12 protein-coding genes and 1 pseudogene are annotated in these 17105 nt (G+C 67.3%); 8 read left to right on the top strand and 5 right to left on the bottom strand.

What is annotated here, in order from left to right; genetic code table 11:
- Window positions 1–85: 85 nt before the first annotated feature.
- The 4 genes and pseudogenes from OG538_RS07295 to OG538_RS07280 all read right to left on the bottom strand — a co-directional run bounded on the left by OG538_RS07295 (window position 86) and on the right by OG538_RS07280 (window position 3747).
- Window positions 86–1494 (bottom strand): annotated as a pseudogene (locus OG538_RS07295) (ATP-binding protein).
- A gap of 28 nt (window positions 1495–1522) precedes the next feature.
- Window positions 1523–2203, bottom strand: a complete 681-nt coding sequence (locus OG538_RS07290; RefSeq protein ID WP_329923416.1) for a hypothetical protein — start codon at window positions 2201–2203, stop codon at window positions 1523–1525.
- Window positions 2203–2511 (bottom strand): DUF6112 family protein, encoded by a 309-nt coding sequence (locus OG538_RS07285; RefSeq protein WP_164179986.1) that lies wholly within the window; start codon window positions 2509–2511, stop codon window positions 2203–2205. The genes OG538_RS07290 and OG538_RS07285 overlap by 1 nt, the downstream gene beginning before the upstream one ends.
- A gap of 90 nt (window positions 2512–2601) precedes the next feature.
- A complete protein-coding gene (locus OG538_RS07280; protein ID WP_406091312.1) occupies window positions 2602–3747 on the bottom strand; it encodes a C40 family peptidase in 1146 nt (381 codons plus the stop codon).
- A 581-nt stretch (window positions 3748–4328) separates the two neighbouring features.
- Here OG538_RS07280 and OG538_RS07275 point away from each other — a divergent pair.
- Window positions 4329–5075: a DNA-methyltransferase gene (locus tag OG538_RS07275; RefSeq protein WP_406091310.1), complete on the top strand. Its 747-nt coding sequence runs from the start codon at window positions 4329–4331 to the stop codon at window positions 5073–5075.
- Window positions 5076–5174: 99 nt separating this feature from the next.
- Here the strand turns inward: OG538_RS07275 and OG538_RS07270 are convergent, their stop codons facing one another.
- A complete protein-coding gene (locus OG538_RS07270; RefSeq protein ID WP_406091309.1) occupies window positions 5175–6110 on the bottom strand; it encodes a DUF5655 domain-containing protein in 936 nt (311 codons plus the stop codon).
- Between the two features lie 171 nt (window positions 6111–6281).
- Here OG538_RS07270 and OG538_RS07265 point away from each other — a divergent pair, with 171 nt between their 5' ends.
- The 7 genes from OG538_RS07265 to OG538_RS07235 all read left to right on the top strand — a co-directional run bounded on the left by OG538_RS07265 (window position 6282) and on the right by OG538_RS07235 (window position 17084).
- Window positions 6282–6539, top strand: a complete 258-nt coding sequence (locus OG538_RS07265) for a hypothetical protein (RefSeq protein WP_406091307.1) — start codon at window positions 6282–6284, stop codon at window positions 6537–6539.
- A gap of 56 nt (window positions 6540–6595) precedes the next feature.
- A complete protein-coding gene (locus OG538_RS07260) occupies window positions 6596–6832 on the top strand; it encodes a hypothetical protein (RefSeq protein ID WP_249947874.1) in 237 nt (78 codons plus the stop codon).
- 327 nt (window positions 6833–7159) lie between these two features.
- Entirely contained in the window at window positions 7160–8731 is a 1572-nt protein-coding gene (locus OG538_RS07255; RefSeq protein ID WP_406091305.1) for a TIGR02677 family protein, read from the top strand.
- Complete coding sequence (locus OG538_RS07250; RefSeq protein ID WP_406091303.1) at window positions 8731–10152, top strand: DUF2398 family protein; 1422 nt, start codon at window positions 8731–8733, stop codon at window positions 10150–10152. The genes OG538_RS07255 and OG538_RS07250 overlap by 1 nt, the downstream gene beginning before the upstream one ends.
- A complete protein-coding gene (locus OG538_RS07245) occupies window positions 10149–14486 on the top strand; it encodes a TIGR02680 family protein (RefSeq protein WP_406091301.1) in 4338 nt (1445 codons plus the stop codon). The genes OG538_RS07250 and OG538_RS07245 overlap by 4 nt, the downstream gene beginning before the upstream one ends.
- Window positions 14483–15742, top strand: a complete 1260-nt coding sequence (locus OG538_RS07240) for a TIGR02679 family protein (RefSeq protein ID WP_406091299.1) — start codon at window positions 14483–14485, stop codon at window positions 15740–15742. The genes OG538_RS07245 and OG538_RS07240 overlap by 4 nt, the downstream gene beginning before the upstream one ends.
- Before the next feature lie 118 nt (window positions 15743–15860).
- Complete coding sequence (locus OG538_RS07235; protein ID WP_406091297.1) at window positions 15861–17084, top strand: serine/threonine-protein kinase; 1224 nt, start codon at window positions 15861–15863, stop codon at window positions 17082–17084.
- The last annotated feature ends 21 nt before the right edge of the window (window positions 17085–17105 follow it).

Genomic DNA, 17105 nt, shown 5'->3' with positions numbered 1-17105 from the left:
TTCTGGACGTCATGGCGGAACCTTCCTGCTGGTGGGGGGCGGGGGCGGGCCGTGGAGTGCGGCCCGCCCCCCCCGGGGATGTGGGTCAGGAACCCGACGGCGGCTGGGTGGGATACACCCAGTTCGTCGGCGTCGCGGAGCCGGTGGCCGACGGTCCGGACGCGGACGCTGGAGTGCCCGAGGCCGAAGGTCCGGGGTCGGCTGGCGGCATGGAGGTCATGTCGCCGCCCGGAGCCGATGCGGCTGCGAGGTGACCGGAGCCGCCCGCAACGCCTTAGGCAGTCGACTTGGGCCCTTCCGGTTCGTCCTCGCTAGGACGTGTGATCAGTGGCGGGATCCCGGGGCGCTGGATCAGAGCCCGTCCCTTGTCGCCGCTCGCGTCCGGGTCTTCGCCGTACCGGAAGCGGGTCTGCTGCTTGGGCGGCCCGGCGTCGATGCCCTCCTTGCTGAGGCTGCCGCCGGAGGGGTTGATGCCGGAGGCGACGCCATCGGTGCCCGCGCCCGGGACCTGGTTCGGACCCTGCGGAGCGGGGGCGCCGGTACCGGCCCGCAGCGCGAGGCTGCCTGCGGTCTTTGCGGCTCCTGCGGCGACCGCCATGCCGGCGACACCGGTGCGGTGCATGTCGTCGTGGCCGCCGCCGTCGCTGGCCCAGTGGACGAACTTGTACGTCGCGTAGGGGCAGAGCAACACCAGGACCATCACGACGATGCCGGCCATCGCATCGGACAGGGCCGCCATTCCGTCACTGGCGTCGGTCTTGCCCATGGCGGAGACGCCGATGAGGAAGACGACGGTCATCAGTAGTTTGGAGACGATCAGGGTGCCGGTGGCCTCGATCCAGCCGCGCCGCCACCGCTTCGCGACCTCCCAGCCGCCGCCCGCCCCGGCGAACACCGCGAGCGCGACCATGATCAGGACGCCGACCTTGCGGGCCACCATCACGCCCCAGTAGAGGAAGGCACCGATCGCGCACCCGAAGGCCACCAGCGCGGGCACACCCCAGCCGAGGCCGTACATGGCCCCCATCTGATCAACCTTGATCACACGACGGATCGCGTCGTCGATCGAGGTGTTGGCGGCTTTGAAGAGGCCGTCGGACAGCGCGTCCACCAGGGTGATGGCGACGGTCGTGAAAGCGATGGCGGAGAAGCTGAAGAGGACTCCGGTCATGGTGCCGAACGCCGCCTTGGCGAGGGCACGTTCGTCTCGGCGCCAGGCCGCGGTCATGAGCTGGATGCAGAAGATGCCGACGGTCAGGACGAGGCCGATGGGCAGCAGCAGCTCGTAGTTGTCGCGGAACCACCCGGCGTTGAGGTCGATGGCCGTCGTCTTGTTGACGGCCTTGGCGGCCAGGTCGGCCGCGCTGGATGCCAGCTCGCCCGCCGACTTCGCGATCCACGCGCCGAGACCGTCGGTGACGGTGCCGCGGGGTTGGTGGCGAAGTCGACGGCGCCGCACACCTTGTCCATCAGCGGGAAGTCGCAGACTCCCATGGGTCGTACCTCCGTTCTGGGGCGAGGGTCAAGGCGCGACGGACGGCATGACGCCGACCAGGGCGCAGGAGTGGTTGGGCCGGCACTGGACCGCGAGGGTGGTGGACCGGCTCTCCGCGCCGCCGGCGGCCGAGCCCTTCCAGCGAATCGACTGCTTGCCGGAGACAGTGACGGCGTAGACGTACGCCTGGGTGATCGCCCCGGGGTCGTCCTGGAGGGCCTGAGTGAAGGCGTGCGGGAAGTGCCCCTCGTTGATCTTGGCGGTGGCGACCTGCTTGTTGGCGGCCATCTCCTTCCACAGCACGGCCGAGGGGACCACCTGGTCGACGGAGGCCGGATCGGCGTACTTCGACTCCGTGGTCAGCCAGCCGCGCAGCGCCTTGCGCAGCTCGGGCTGCGAGTACGCGCGGGTGTCGTACGACCACAGCGCTGCTGCGGCGGCCTTCCCGTACGTGATCGGGTCGTGGGTTTTCGGCGGAACGGGGAGAGTGCGGGGCCGGATGTGCGGCCCGGACGGTGCCGCGGACGAGGAGGACGCCGTGGGCGAACTCGGCGGTGGCGTCGCAGTATCGGAGGGGCTTCGGCCCTCGCGGGTGAGGTAGGCGGCCAGGCCGGCGAGGGCGACGAGCACTGCCAGGGCGGCGGTGCCGAGCAGCGCCCGGCGGCGCACGCGAGATGCGCCGCCGGGGTGGGAGGAGTGCTGAGCCATCAGTGGACCTGCGTCCCGAGCGTCGAGAAGAACGCCACGACACCGTTGGCCGCACCGAGTAGAAGGGCCGCGCCCGCACTGACCAGCACGCCCTTCTTCCCGTTCGCCTCGGCCTGGTGACCACCCGAGTGGTGACCCCAGGCCCACACGCCCGCACTGACGGCGAGGGCGCCGACCACGGCGATGAGCCCGAACAGGTTGATCGAGCCCATTACCTGCTTGAGGACGTTGAGGCCAGGGAGCCCGCCCTCGTTCGGCTTGATTCCGGGGTCGTAGGCGAGCTGTATGACCTGGTCAGCGAGATGCATGGGAACTCCAGTTCGAATGAGCGCACGCCAAAGCCCGGCGGGGCAAACCAGCGGTGCGAGGGGGGAGGTGAGGAGAGGGAGGAGCGCCGGTCAGACGACTCGGCGGGCCGCGAGAATCCGCGATTTCCAGGACGCGACGGTGGTGATCCGTACGACGTCACCGGTGTGCGGGGCGTGGACGATCAGTCCCTGCCCGATCGCCATCCCGACGTGTTCCGGTACGGCGACCGTCCCCTCGGTGAAGAGGAGGTCGCCCGGCTTGAGAGCATCGACCGAGACAGCCTTGCCGTCCTTGACCTGCGTGTACGTGGTCCGCGTCAAGGTGACCCCGGCGGCCTTGTACGCGCCCTGCATCAGGGAGGAGCAGTCGCAGCGGCCCATCGGGTTCTTGCCGTGGGAGTCGGTGCAAGTTCCGCCCCACTGATACGGCGTGCCGAGCTGGCCGAGCGCCCACCGGATCGCCGTCTGCACCTTCGGCGGCGCGGAGGCGGGAATCTTGTACTCGTCCGGCAGCGCGCCCGCCGGGATGGTGCCGAAGTCCGTCCCGTCACCGTCCGCCGAACAACCCCCCGCAGAATCGGGAGAGGGGCTGCCGGTGTCGGCAGAGCCGGACGGCGAAGGGCTCGGCGATGCACCGTCGGCCTTCTGCAGCAGTGGCTCGATGGCCTTCTGCAGGGCGGTGGCCAGCGGCTCCCACCTGGCGTACGCCTCCGGGAAGCCCGACTTCTGCACCGCCTGGGCGGCCTGGGTGACAGATAGGGACTGCCAGCCGGAGACCTTCTTGAGCCCCTCGTAGAACTCCGTCGAGGCATGCACCGGGTCAAGGATCTGGCTGGCCGTGCCCCAGCCCATCGACGGCCGCTGCTGGAAGAGACCCAGCGAATTGCGGTCGCCGTAGGTCAGGTTCCGCAGGCCGCTCTCCTGCAGCGCGGTCGCCAGGGCGACGACCTGCCCTCGGGCGGGGATGTTCATCGCGACGCCCGTGGCCTGGATCGTCTTGGCGTTGGGCACCTGATCGGCAGGCGCGTCCAGGCCCGGCACGGATACCGAGCCCTTGTCGCCGCCGTCCAGGATGGCCTTCACCTGCTTGGCGACGGCGGAGGCGTCCACAGCCTGTGCGCCGTCGGTCGAGCACGAGGCCGAGGCGGTCCCAGCACCGATGCCAAGGATCGGCAGTGCCAGCAGGAGTGGTCCGGTGGCGCACAGACCGACGAGGGCTCCCGTCGTCTTCTTCACGGCCGCCGCCGTTCAGCACGACGGCGGTGCGGACCAGGCGAGGGAGATGGGTCGGGGCGCGGGTGTGTCAGGGCATGCTGCATCCCAGCGGCTCCTCGGTGTTCGTAGGAGGCGCGGTGCCGACTTCTCGTGCAAAGCCGTCGGCACCGCGCCGATGTGCATCCGCCTCTCGGCGGGCCCGGGGCAGAGGAGTTGGTAGCTCCCGGACGCCGGTTTCAGGTCACGCGCGGCAGCCAGCCGCGCTCGTAATCTCAGACAGTGCACAGGGGCCTCCCCACGGCGCTCGCGGACATATGGGCAACATGCCTCCGACGCTGCTCGATTGGACGAGACGGCACGGATAAGCACAGCTCAACGGGGGTGAAGCAGCGCTCCTTCCCGGTGGCACGGCGAGACAGTAGACCGGGATTCCGGCCGCACCAAACGACTGCCGTCCCAGGGTCCGAAGCGGGGAGCCGCCTCGTTAGGCGCGGCCGGAATCCGCCGTTAACCTCCACTGCAACCTCGCACCTGATGCACGCCGTTGAGCGCTGCCCGGAGCAGGTCCAGACTCCGCCGCGCCCGAAGAGAGGCCCCTCCCCATGAGCTACAAGCTGCACCGAGGCGATGCCCTGACCGTCCTGAAGTCCCTCCCGGACGAGAGCGTCCAAGCGGTGATCACCGATCCGCCGTACAACTCCGGGGGCCGCACCAGCTCCGATCGAACCGGCCGTACCGCCCGTGCCAAGTACGTCACGAGCAACTCGGTGCACGACCTCGCCAACTTCCCGGGAGAGAACCGCGACCAGCGCTCCTACCGCTCCTGGCTCACCGAACTGCTCACCGAGGCGTACCGGGCCTCGACCGAGCACGCGGTCGCGATGGTCTTCACCGACTGGCGACAGGAGCCGACCATCTCCGACGCACTGCAGATGGCGGGGTGGACCTGGAGCGGCACGATTCCGTGGATCAAGCCGTCCAGCCGGCCCCGCAAGGGCGGACCGAAGCAGGACTCGGAGTTCATCATCTGGGGCGTCAAGGGCTCCCTCGACAACACCCGCGACCTCTACCTGCCGGGCCACTACGTCGCCTCCCAGCCCCGCAAGGGCCGGGTTCACATCACCCAGAAGCCAGTCGAGGTCATGCAGCAGCTCGTCCAGGTCTGCCCTGAGGGCGGCACCGTCCTCGACCCGTTCACCGGCAGCGGCTCCACCGGGGTCGCGGCCCTGCGCGAGGGACGCCGATTCGTGGGCGTCGAGCTGTCCGCGCACTACGCCGACGTCGCCGAGGAGCGGCTGCGGGCCGAACTGACGAAGGACGACTTCGAGCTGGCAGGACCGGAGGCATGAGCGTGAGAGCGAAGAGAGGTCAGGGCCGGCGGCCCACAGACGGCAGAGGGGCGGCTGGTGCATCGACTAACCGATGCACCAGCCGCCCCTCCTGTTACGTCAGGCTGCCTCGAACGCCCGCCGGATCAGCGGCGCCGCCTTCTCCAAGTCGGCTGCCGAGACGACGCGGACCTCCAGGTCGCCGGTCCCGAGGTGCCCGATACCGCGCATGTCCCGGGTGAAGCCCTCCTCCAACTCGACCGTGTCCGGGTCGAGTCTGAGGTACACCAGGATCGCCTCGTGCTTCGGACGGAAGATTACCGACGCCACGTTCACCAACCGCCGGTAGGCGATGTAGTGCCGCAGGGACGCCACCTCCACCTCGCCCCAGGCCGTGAGCGCCTCGTCCAGTTCCGCATACAGGTCCCGCAGGCACTCCGGCACCGCTCCTCCACCCGCAGGCGGAGAGACCGCCGAAGCCGTCGGCACGCTGTCCGCCACGGGTGCCCGCTCCCGACCCCGGCGAGACGAGGCAGCGCTCGGGAAGCCGGTCGCGGAGTCCACGAGCAGCAGCCCCAGTAGGCCACCGTCGAAGATCCGGTAGCGCACCAGGTCGATCCGCTCGGGCAATCTCTGCACCGCCACCCGGTCGTGGTGCGAGAAGCCCGCCGCGATGCAGATCATCCGCGGACGACGCCAGTCGACGGACTCGGCGGCCTCCGCCCCCAGCACCTTCCGCACAAGCGCCTCGAACTCGTGGTGCGCCGACTCCAGCCAGGACAGGTAGGAGACCACCTGGGACATCACCCCGCTGTCCGAGCCCTTCTTGAACTCGATCACCACCGGACTGCCGTTCTCATCGAGTCCCAGGGTGTCGATCCGCCCCCGGTGCCAAGGCCCGGTCGGATACTCCGAGGCCAGGAAACGGACGCCCAGCATCTGCTCCAGGCCGGCCTCGACCCGCCGCTGCAGCTCCACCTCCAGCGCCACCGTCGAGCCGGCCAGCTCGACATCCCGTCCGTCCGCGTCCTGCCGAAACATCATCAGCTCGGCCACCAGCGCCCCCCTCCCGCGATCTCTGCAAGGAAGCCAATCGAACGAACGCCCTGGTTATTCCACCTCTAGCGCGCCGGACCGTCTGGTGGGGCCGGTTCACGCTGAGGGGTAGCGGAAGACGCCTGCGTGGCCGGTTGCCCGTGTAATCGAACATCCGATCTAATAGTTGCTATGCGCCCGTACGACTTCCCCCCAGACCTCCTACGTGACCAGACCGCCTGGTACAGCACCTACCGGCAGCTCGCGGATGGTTCCTCGGCCGCCAGCCCGACCGAAGGTCGCCGCCTTCTGCTGGAGCTGTCGGCCCGGATCGCCGACCACCCGTTCTGGAGAGGATCGGCAGGAACCCCGGCTGCCCGGATGGAACTGAAGGAGCTGGCCCAGCGCAACGTCCCCAGCGCGACCCCGGCCGTCCGGCGGGCGGGGTGATCGACAGCCCGCGCGCACGATGGCCAGGCAGGGAAAACGACTGCGGGGTGGAGTGCATGCGCAGCGCGCCGATCGTCGTCCATCGTCCCTCGGCGGCGGGCGGCCGGCGGGTCACGGTTTACCGCCGAGGTCGTGACGAGATCCTGGGCACCGCCTACTCCGACCACGATCTGGTCGTCTTCCTCGAAGCGCTCGGCATCCCTGACCCCGACGGGGTCCTGAACGATCCGAAGTGGCTGGAGTGGCGCGATGGCCCAGACCGCCCGTGGCCCACCGCGCCCGAGGGGCGCTGACCCGGTTCCGTACGAGGTCACCGTCCGCTGCCGCACCACCCGCATCGGCTGGGTCGATCCGGCTGACCTGGAGCTCAGCGCTGCGCTTCTTTTCACTGCAGTCCGTAGCCGTGCTGGCCACTGGGCGAATTCTGGCCAGATATTGCGGGCTCTATCAGCCCAGCGACTATCAGCTCACCTGATTCGAAAGCGGCTTCTCGGGCGATAGCTGCCTGAGGGCATGGCCGTTGAGCGGCTTCAGGGGCAACCTGTTCCGAGCACTCCGGCGTGATTGTCAGTGGCAACTGTCAGGGTAGGAGCAGTAGATGTGAACGAGGGGCGGTGTAGGTGCTGCAGCGTGATGACTCGGGAATCGCAGAGTCGTTCGATTTAGATTCGTTGACAGTGGGCGACCGGCTCAGACTGTTCAACTTCACCCAGCGCGATAACCACGTCGCGTACCTGTGGGTGCTGCGGGCGATGAATGTGCTGCGGGCTGTGCACCAGGTTCAGGTCCACACCGATGACGTGGCGAAGGCCTTGAGCGAACTTGCGGCAGCGCACGACGAGGTACCGAGTGCTACAGACCTGAACCTGCGAGCCATGCTTGACAATCTCGCGGCCGAGGACGAGCAGGTCCTCTACAAAGTGGAGGACGCGACTCGGTGCGGCAATCTGGCCGCTTACCGCAACCGCCAGTCGGTGTACCAGTTCACTGAGATCGGCTACCGCGTCTACTGCGCGGTGGAAGAGGTCATCGGGTCGCGGGTCCAGGACGCAAACCTGTCGCGTCTGGTCTTCGCCGACATCCTGGCGGACTTCAAGGCCCTGGCCACCGCGAACCGGCAGGGCGACCAGGACGAGGTCTACCGCAAGCTCACCCGGCTCGACAGCGTGCTGGAGGACATGACCCAACGGGCAGCGCGCTTCTATTTGACGCTCAACGACGTAGTCCGTACAACGGACATCTCCCCCGAGACGTTCCTCCGGTACAAGCATGCGCTGCTGGCCCACATGAGCGAGTTCACGGCCGAACTGGAACGCTATGCGCCCCGCCTGGCTGAGGCTGTGCATGAGGTGGAGGACACCGGGGTGGAGACGCTGCTGGAGCGGGCGGCCGCAGCGGACGAACGGCCCATGATGCGCCCGGCTGTACGGCTGGAGGACTGGCGGCGGCGCTGGATGGGGCTGCGGCAGTGGTTCTTGGCCGATGGCGCGGGCGGGTCCAGGGCGGATCAGTTGCAGGGCGCCACTCGCACCGCGATCTCTGGGGTCATCGCCTTGCTGAGGCAGGTCACGGAGTCACGCAGAGGCGGCGTGAGCCGCACTACTCAACTACGGCATCTGGCCGCGTGGGCTGCCGCGGCACCGGATGAGCAGGCGGCGAACGCTCTGGTCGCCGCCGCTTTCGATCTGCGCTCCGTACGGCATCTTTCGGGCGCACACGACGATGACGACCAGATCTCGCCGCGTTCGACATGGTGGGAGGCGCCGGGTGTGGAGATCAGCGTCAGCCTCTTCAAGCACGGTAAGAGGCCGGCGCAGGGAGGTCCGCAGCCGGTGCGGAAGTCCCGGGGCGCGCACGCCCGCCTGCGCGAGGCTCAACTGGCAGAGCGGGCCGCGGAACGGAGCGCGGCGGAAACTCTCCTGGAGCACGGACCTCATGATCGAGTACTGAACCAGGCGGAGACTCGCGCCGTGCTCAAGCTGCTGACCCGCGCCCTGGAGGCGCGAACGGTCGTCGCGGGACGTCTGCGCTCAGGCACCGGCAGCAGCGATGTGCTGACGCTGCGTCTTGTGCCCAGTGAACGCGGGAGTCGCGTGCGGACCGAAACTGGCACGCTGCACCTGCCCGGTTTCGCCCTGGAGATCAAGCCACACGGTGCGATGCGTCGCCGTCTCGGATCGGAGTCGCCTTGATGCCTGCCCAGCGCGTAGCCGCATCTGTGGAGCCCGCAGACCTCAGCTCGTACCAGCAGGCGGCCCGGCTCTTGTTGTTGCACAGCGTGGTCACCGAGACCTACCCGCGGACCAAGGCGCTTGCGTCGGTCCTGCAGTGGGCCGACGAACTGACGAAGGACTTCCGGGACCTTTTCGGATACACGCTGTCCACGAGTGCCCGTCATGCTCGCCTGCTGCGGCGGCTGGATACCTTCGACGAGAGCCAGGCGTTTCTCACGGTGAAGAGTAAAAAGCCCTTCGACCGGCGGCGGCTCGCATACCTGTGTCTGGTCCTGGCGGGCTTGAACCGGTCGCGGATAGAGATCACCCTCGCCGATCTCGTCAAGTTCCTTGCTCCGTACGCCAACGCCATCGAGTATCTCGGCTTCGACGCGACGGCAGCGGGCCACAAGGACGCGGTCGTTGACGTGATGGACTGGCTTGTCGACCGAGGGGCGCTGCGGATTTCCGACGGTTCCACCGAGGACTGGGCCCGCGACCACGATCGTGGGGACGCTCTGTTCGACATCGACCACGACACCTGCGCAGCCCTCTTCAAGCCCAACAGGCCCTTGCAGCACCTGACGGGTGCCGCCGGTCTGCTGGACACCCCGACCGCGGGCACCGGGCGGGACCCGCGTCGGCGTTTAGCTGCCCAGCGGGCCCGACGGATGCTCATCGAGCACCCGGTGGTCTACTTCGCCGGCATCGACCCGGAAACCGCGATCGCGCTGCGCCAGCCCACTCTGGCCGAGGACATCGCGCGTCTGACCGGTCTGCCCGTCGAGCGCCGGGCTGAGGGGATCATGCTTGTCGATACCACGGGGCGTTTCACCGACAAGCGTTTCCCGGGGCGAGGAGGAGCAGTCAACCGGACCGCCGGTCTGATACTGGCGAAGATCGCGGACCTACAGGAAGACCCCGACCGTTCCGGCAGCCTGCAGCGCCTTCTCCCACCTGACCCGCGAGAAGAACACGCGGACCTGCTGAGTCGCATCGACATGGCCCTGCCCGAGGCCGGCACACTCGAAGCCCTCGCTCATGACCCACAGACAGACAACGGCCAAGGGACGCACGGACCAGGAACGGAAGCCGACGCAGCCGAACAGCGGGCGGGCCTGCCGTTCGTTGAGCAAGGTGTGCTGGAGCAGATGATCACCGAGCTGTACGAGGAGTTCGGTCCGTCCTCGTTCACCAACAAATGGCAGGGCGATCCCGGAGGGCTCCTGGCCGAGGCCCTCTCTCTGCTGGCAGACCTGCGCCTGGTGCACCTCGTCCCTGGTGGAATCCTGGTGTGCCCTGCCGCGGCGCGTTACCGCAATATCACCGCCGTGCTGCCTCGGCCTGCGTACGAAGGTCAGTTCGCCCTCGACTTCCCCCTTGAGGACACCTCTCGATGACGCTCATTCCGCATCCCCGCAATGCCGAGTATCCGGAGGCCCGATTCAAGCCCACGCGGGCGGGCGTGATCGGCCTGTGGGACTACATCGACGAGGAATTCGTCTTCGCCGACGGTCGCCTGGTGCTTCGCGGGCACAACGGATCCGGCAAGACCAAGGCCCTGGAGGTGCTCTTCCCCCTTGTGCTGGACGGCGTCCTGGACGCACGACGGCTGGATCCGTTCAGTGGCGAGGAACGGACCATGAAATCGAACCTGCTCTACAAGAAGCAGGAGTCCGCATACGGCTATGTATGGATGGAATTCGCCCGCACTGCCCCCGACGGCAAGGTCATCGAGGCTGTTACCGCTGGCATCGGCATGCGAGTGACGAAAGCGATGCCCTCGCCGGCCCGCTTCTACTTCGTCACCGATGGCCGCATGGGCCTCGACTTTGGTCTCCTGGACGATGCCTCGCGGCCACTGCGGGAAAAGGCACTGGCGAAAATGCTGGGCGAGGATGCCACGTACGAGACGGCAGAGGCATACCGCGATGCCATCGACGACCGGCTGTTCGGCCTTGGACGCGAGCGCTACAGCCAACTGATCAACCTGCTGCTCCAGTTGCGGCGCCCTCTCCTGGCCAAGGACCTGGATCCGGCCAAGGTGTCCGACACCCTCACCGCGGGGCTGCGCCCCGTCGACGAAGACCTGATCAAGCAAGCTGCCCGGGACTTCGAGAACCTCGCAGAGATCCAGGCGCTCCTCAATGCCTTGGCCGGGGCCGACACAGCCGTACAGAACTTCCTGCGTGAGTACACCAGTTACCTTCAAGTCCACGCCCGAGACCGCGTAGACCAGGTCAAGGAGCGCACGCAGGCCACGGCCGATGAGTGCGCCAGGATCCTTCAGGCAGCGGAGGAACGGCGGACCGCCGACGGGCAACTGGCTGAGGCACGGCAACGCCGGGACACCGGGGAACGGCAGTGCAAAGAGATCGGCACACGCCTCGCCACCCTCAGGAATCATGACGCCGTTACGCAGCAGAAGGACCTCGACGAGCTACGTGACCGAGTGCGCGGCGAGAGCCAGGGCATCAAAGACAGCGACCGCCTCCTCAACGGCGCTTGGGGGCACCTCGCCACTCTCAAGGGTGAGGCAGCGAGGGTCGGCGAACGGTGCGAGAAACTCAACGCAGCCGCATCACGGCACACCCGAGACCTCTTGGACGCGGCACGCCGCTCCGGCATCCTCCTCGAAGAAGACGCACTGAACTTCGATGCCGCGTTTCAGACGCACGTCGTCGGCTACACGACCGCGCGCGAAACCGAACTCGAGGATGTGCGCCACCATCTCACCGCAGTCGAGCAAGCTATGGAGGATCAGGGCCGCGAGCAAAAACGTGTGGATATCGCAGCTGCTGAACTCACGGAGACCGAGCAGAAGTCAGCTGCCGCCGCCGATCAACTCAGCCAGGCGCGCGCAGAGGCCGCCCAGGATCTCGACCAAGTTATCGCTCGCTGGACCAACGACGGCGAAGCCGCGGTTCTCTGCCCCGCCGACCGTGCACCCCTGCTCGCTGCTTTGGCCGCCGCAGGAGAGCCGGCAGCGATCCCGCTGCCTGAGGTCTTGCGCTCTCTCACTGATCAGCGCCGAACTGCGGCCCTCACCCGCGTCGAAACGCTCAAGAGGCAGTACGACGACATCTCGGACGCCCTGCACAAGACGCGAAGCGAGCGAGACAGGGTGGCGGCTGAAGAAGACGAGGCACCTCCGCTCAGCGACCTGCGGCCCGCCAACAGAGAGGGAAGGCCAGGCGCTCCGCTGTGGCAGCTCGTACGGTTCGCCGATCACATTTCCGATGACCACGCTGCCGCGGTGGAAGGCGCTCTGTACGCGGCCGGGTTGCTCACCGCATGGCTGCACCCCGGCTCGGAGGCCACCGACCAGGCACTGCGCGATAGGGTCGCCGACGCCTATCTGCGTCCACTGCCCGTCACACAACGGCCCACCGGGAGCACACTGGCAGACATCCTGGTTGTCGAAGACCAGGAACATGTGAGCCCCGAAGGTGTGCAAGCCGTCCTCGCTTCCATCCGTGTCACGGACGAAGCTCCGACAGCCGACAGAGACATCGACACGGATAGCGCCCCTTGCATCACCGTCGGGTCGCATTTCTCCCTGGGCGTTCAGGTCGGTGCCCATCCCAAGGAACAGCCGGAGTACATCGGAGCCACTGCACGGGCTGCACGCCGACGTGAGCGGCTGAGCCGCCTCGATGGGGCCATCACCGTGCTGGAGACCCAGCTCACAGATGCCGAGGGTCAACGGCAGGACGCCCAGGAGGTGTTCGACGACTTCGACCGCGCGCGCTGCCAGCTCCCCAGCACCCAGATGATCGACGAAGCGGCACGCCAGGTGGCGGTGATCGCCGGCAATCTCGCCGGAGCTCGCCGTCGTCTTGAGAAGGCTCGCAAAGACCTTGATGGTGCTGTTGCCCGTGCACACGAGAAGAAGCGGCTGCTGAGACAAGCCGCCACAGCCGCGCGGCTTCCTACGACCCGTGAGGAACTGAAAGGTGTAGCCCAGGCCGTCACCGATTTCGGCGCTGCCGGCAAGGAGCTTGCGGTATGCCGAGAACAGATCGATGAGGCCGAGAAGGACCTCGCCGGCCGCAAAGAGATTATCGAAGGGCAGGCACAGACCTACGCCGAGGAGGCCGAGCAGCTGCAGACACGCAAGGATGCTTTCGCCATCCTGGAAGAACGGCTACGTACGCGGCAAGAGACGCTTGAAGCACCGCTCCGGGAGATCCTCCAGAAGATCAAGGTGGCCGAGGGGCAGCTGGCGGAAGCAGAGAAGGCACACCGGCGTGCGGTGAAGGACGCCGAAGACCAGCGTGACCGGCTCATGAAGGCCAAGAACACTCTGGAGTTCGTCGGCGACGTCCTGACGACCGCCGTGCGTGAGCAGGTACGAACGACCCTCACCCTTGAGCCGTACGCCCGGCCGGACCTGCTCGGCCTCCTCGACACAGTGGTGGACACCGTCTGGGTACCGCGCGAAGTGTGGCCAACTGCCGAAGAGACCGTGCGGCGACTCATGGACACGCTGACTGCCCACGACACCTCGGTCACTGGCATCGAGGCAGCCCGCGGCGCCGTCCCTACGACCGTCATCTCCCTTGTCGACGCACTCGATGAAGCCACTCAGGGCCGCCGTATCACCGAGAGCCTCCTGAAGACCGCCACCACAAAGATTTCAACGGCCATCACCACATTGGAGGGCGCCCTGCTCGGATCCGATCAGGGCTACCTCTTCGAGTGGGAGCAGGCCGGCGACATCATCCTGGCCCGGGTTACCGACAGCGAAGGCCCGGCGCCGGTGGCGGACTTCGGGCGCCGATTGGCCGAACAACTCGCCGACCAGCGGGTATTGCTGGAGGACAAGGAACGCACCGTCCTTGAAGACGGCTTGCTGACCGGGCTTGCCGAGCAGATTCACAGCCGCACCACTGCGGCCCGCGATTTGGTCAGGAACATGGACGCCGACACCCGGGCCAGGCCGATGTCATCCGGAACGACGGTCGGCATCCACTGGGTCGCCTCCGACAGCCTGACCGACTCCCAGAAGGCCGTCAGCAAACTGCTGGAGAGGGACGCGTCCGGACTCGCCCCCGCGAGCCTGGCCGAACTCCGCTCCCACCTGCGCAGCCAGATCCGCACCAAGGCCGCCGCAGACAAAAAGCAGAGCTACCAACACGTGATCGCCGAAGTCCTGGACTACCGATCCTGGCGCAAGTTCGAACTGCGGCTGTTCCGCCCGGGCATGAGTGAGGAGGAGAGGAAGAAAGGAGAAGTTCTCACCAAGGCCAAACACAGTGTGATGTCCGGCGGCGAGAAGTCCGCCTCCATCCACCTGCCACTCTTCGCCGCCGCCCACGCCCAGTACAGTTCCGCCTTCCCCACCTGCCCACGTCTGATCGCCCTCGACGAGGCGTTCGCCGGCATCGACGAGAAGTACCGCCCCGACTTGCTCGCCCTCACGGCCAAGTTCGACCTCGACCTCTTCATGACCGGCTACGACCTGTGGATCACGTATCCCGACGTGCCGCAGATCTCGCACTACGACATGAAGCACGACGAGGCATCGCACACCGTCTCCGCCATGCTGCTGGTCTGGGACGGCGAACAGATCCTCGACGACGTCGGATACCCCGGATCCGAAGATCTGGCCGCCGAGCTGCTCAGCTTCCGGCCAAGCCGCCGTGTTCCGGCCCACGCGGGGTTGCTCACCGACGTGCCTGAGGAAGAGCCGATGGACACCGGCACTGAGGAAAACGAGGGGGAGCAATGAGCCTGCCGACGCCCGACGCATACGAGCGCTATCGCGGCCCCGAGTTCCGCCGCCTTCTTGGAGCCGCCCGGCGCTCTCTTGAACGCAATGGAGGCGAGATCACCGGCTCCATCGGCCTGACAAATCCAACGACAGATGAGCGCAACGCCATCATCGGCATCACAGGGGTGTATCGCTCGGCGGACGTCCGCCGGGTCTCTCTTCCACTCGAGGCGCTGGACCAGAACGTCCGCAACGTCACCGGAGCCTCACTCCGAGAGGTCTTGGAACGAATTGGTCCTCCACTACGGTTTCGAGCCGACGAACGGAGCGCCATCGATCAGGCCCGCCAGCAGTTGCTGGCCGAGGGAGAGGCCAGCGCGCTCCACGCCGAGAACCCCTGGTACAAGGAGTGGCTGAGCGGCCTAGCCTCCGACGGGACGATCACTGGGCTGATCAATAAGAAGGACGAACGCCTCCTCAGCCAGGCCATCCGCGTTCTGGAATACCTCTATGCACGCGCCAGCGGTTCGCCCCCGGTCATGCTGGCCGCCTTGGCTGACGCGACCACAGGAAACACCAAGGCCCTCAACCCTGGCCAAGGCTCGCTGCCGACCCTCGTACTCCGTGCGCTGGCAACAGCACGAGGAGTTCTGCTCGAGGCAGGAGCCGAGGCCCGGCGGGAGCTCTGGGACGCGTTCGACGTCATCGTCGACGACCTGGCCAGCCGCGTCCTCGTCCTCAATCTGCCGGCGGCTGGTCGAGGGCTGGGGGAGTGGCTCACTGACGCGGCTCGATACGGAACCCCCTTCCACGTCACACTTCACCAGCTGGTCACCTTGCCTGTCACCGTTCACGTGCCGCGGGTGTACGTGTGTGAGAACCCAGCCGTCCTCCGCCGCGCCGCTGGAGAACTCGGCACGAGCAGCCCGCCGTTGATCTGCGCCGAAGGCCGACCGTCAACGGCCTTCCACCGACTGGCCCGCTTGATCGTCAACGGAGGGGGCCGGCTCCTCTACCACGGGGACTTCGACTGGCCGGGAATCGACATGACCAATCAGCTCATCGGCCGCTACGGAGCCGAGCCCTGGAAGATGAGCGCTGAGGACTACCTGGAGGGGCTCCGGACCGAAGACGACCACGTCGCCTTGTCCGGGAAGGCCCGTAGCACTTCATGGGACCCGCGTTTGAGCAATGCGATGCAGGAGCATCAGGCGGCTGTATACGAGGAAGGCGTCGCTGACGCCCTCCTGGCGGATTGGGGTGACCAACTCTGATCATGGGCGGGTGATGACCTGCTGAGCGGGCAGCCGACAGCCGCTGGGGCGGGATGCCCCACGGTATAGCGGCAGAGACGACAGAACCCTGCATGCCCCGTACAACGAGCGACTAGGCTTGATCGGCGCCCACGAATCTGGACCGGATGGCGCAGGGGTGCGTGTAAGGAGTGCTGAGCAACAGATGACGGGGACGCCCGAGCGGATCGGCCGGTACACCGTGGCCAAGGAGCTGGGCTCGGGAGGCATGGGGGAGGTGTACCTCGCCTACACCCCGGGTGGTCAGCCGGTGGCGGTGAAGCTGATCCGGAGCGACAAGCTGGACCCCGTCACGCGGGCCCGCTTCGAAAAGGAAGCGCTGATAGCGCGCACCGTGATCGGTACCAACAGAGTGGCGCGGTTCCTGGAGGCCGACCCGTTCGCGGACCGCCCCTGGCTGGCCATGGAGTACGTGGCCGGACGCACCTTGCTGGCCTGCGTGGACCAGGACGGCGTTCTCCCCTTGCCGCTGGTCGCCAGTCTGGGCGCGTTGCTCGCCGAGGGGCTGAACGCCGTTCACGCCGCGGAGCTGCTCCATCGGGATCTGAAGCCCCAGAACGTCATCATGGGCACAGAGGGCCCCATAATCATCGACTTCGGGCTCGGGGCGTTCATGGACGCCGCGAAGGAGTCCCTGTCCCACAGCGGGATGATCATCGGGACGGTGCGCTGCATGCCGCCGGAGCAGGCGAGCGGGCATCCGAAGGTGACGCCAGCCGCGGACGTGTACGCGCTGGGCACGGTTCTGCTGTATGCGGCGGCTCGCCACTACCCGTACGACGGTGCGGCGTGGGAAGCCGTCGCAGTGCAGGTGGCGAATCCCGACATCCGCCCGGATCTGAGCGGTGTGCCCGAGGGGCTCAAGCCACTGATCGCCTCCATGCTCGCCCACGTTCCCGAGGACAGGCCGACGCTGGATGACGTTTCAAAGGCATGCTCGAAGCTGCTGAAGGCCGCTGGAAAGGCGCCGGCCGACGCACGACTCGCGCTGATCGCGCATACGACCGCGGGCGGTACGCCGGACGCGGCCAAAGAGCCGTTGTCCCCATCGTTCGAGAAGCTGCTTGAGGACCAGGCCGAGATCACTGACGACGCGGGTCTGGACTCGCCGCTCGACAGCCCGCGAGGAGCTGCTGAGGCGGAAGAGCCGGAACCGGAGGAGGCGGAGCAGGACGAGCTGCCCCCCGACTCCGCCGAGAAGGCCGTGAAGCCAAAGGTCAGGCCCAAGGCCGTAAGGCCGCCGGCATCGAAGCGGGTCGCGGATGAGCTGAGGGCGGAGTACGCGGCGGATACCGCGCTTTGATGGCCAAGCTGTCAGTGCCTG

Source organism: Streptomyces sp. NBC_01013, from assembly GCF_045162765.1.
In the GTDB taxonomy this organism is placed as follows: domain Bacteria; phylum Actinomycetota; class Actinomycetes; order Streptomycetales; family Streptomycetaceae; genus Streptomyces.
This window is presented reverse-complemented; position numbering and strand designations above follow the sequence as displayed.

What these genes read in the sequence shown, in the direction of transcription:
- OG538_RS07285 (WP_164179986.1), bottom strand. Translation starts at nt 2,511, where the DNA reads ATGCATCTCGCTGACCAGGTCATACAGCTCGCCTACGACCCCGGAATC.
- OG538_RS07260 (WP_249947874.1), top strand. Translation starts at nt 6,596, where the DNA reads ATGCGCAGCGCGCCGATCGTCGTCCATCGTCCCTCGGCGGCGGGCGGC.
- OG538_RS07240 (WP_406091299.1), top strand. Translation starts at nt 14,483, where the DNA reads ATGAGCCTGCCGACGCCCGACGCATACGAGCGCTATCGCGGCCCCGAG.
- OG538_RS07275 (WP_406091310.1), top strand. Translation starts at nt 4,329, where the DNA reads ATGAGCTACAAGCTGCACCGAGGCGATGCCCTGACCGTCCTGAAGTCC.
- OG538_RS07290 (WP_329923416.1), bottom strand. Translation starts at nt 2,203, where the DNA reads ATGGCTCAGCACTCCTCCCACCCCGGCGGCGCATCTCGCGTGCGCCGC.
- OG538_RS07265 (WP_406091307.1), top strand. Translation starts at nt 6,282, where the DNA reads ATGCGCCCGTACGACTTCCCCCCAGACCTCCTACGTGACCAGACCGCC.
- OG538_RS07245 (WP_406091301.1), top strand. Translation starts at nt 10,149, where the DNA reads ATGACGCTCATTCCGCATCCCCGCAATGCCGAGTATCCGGAGGCCCGA.
- OG538_RS07250 (WP_406091303.1), top strand. Translation starts at nt 8,731, where the DNA reads ATGCCTGCCCAGCGCGTAGCCGCATCTGTGGAGCCCGCAGACCTCAGC.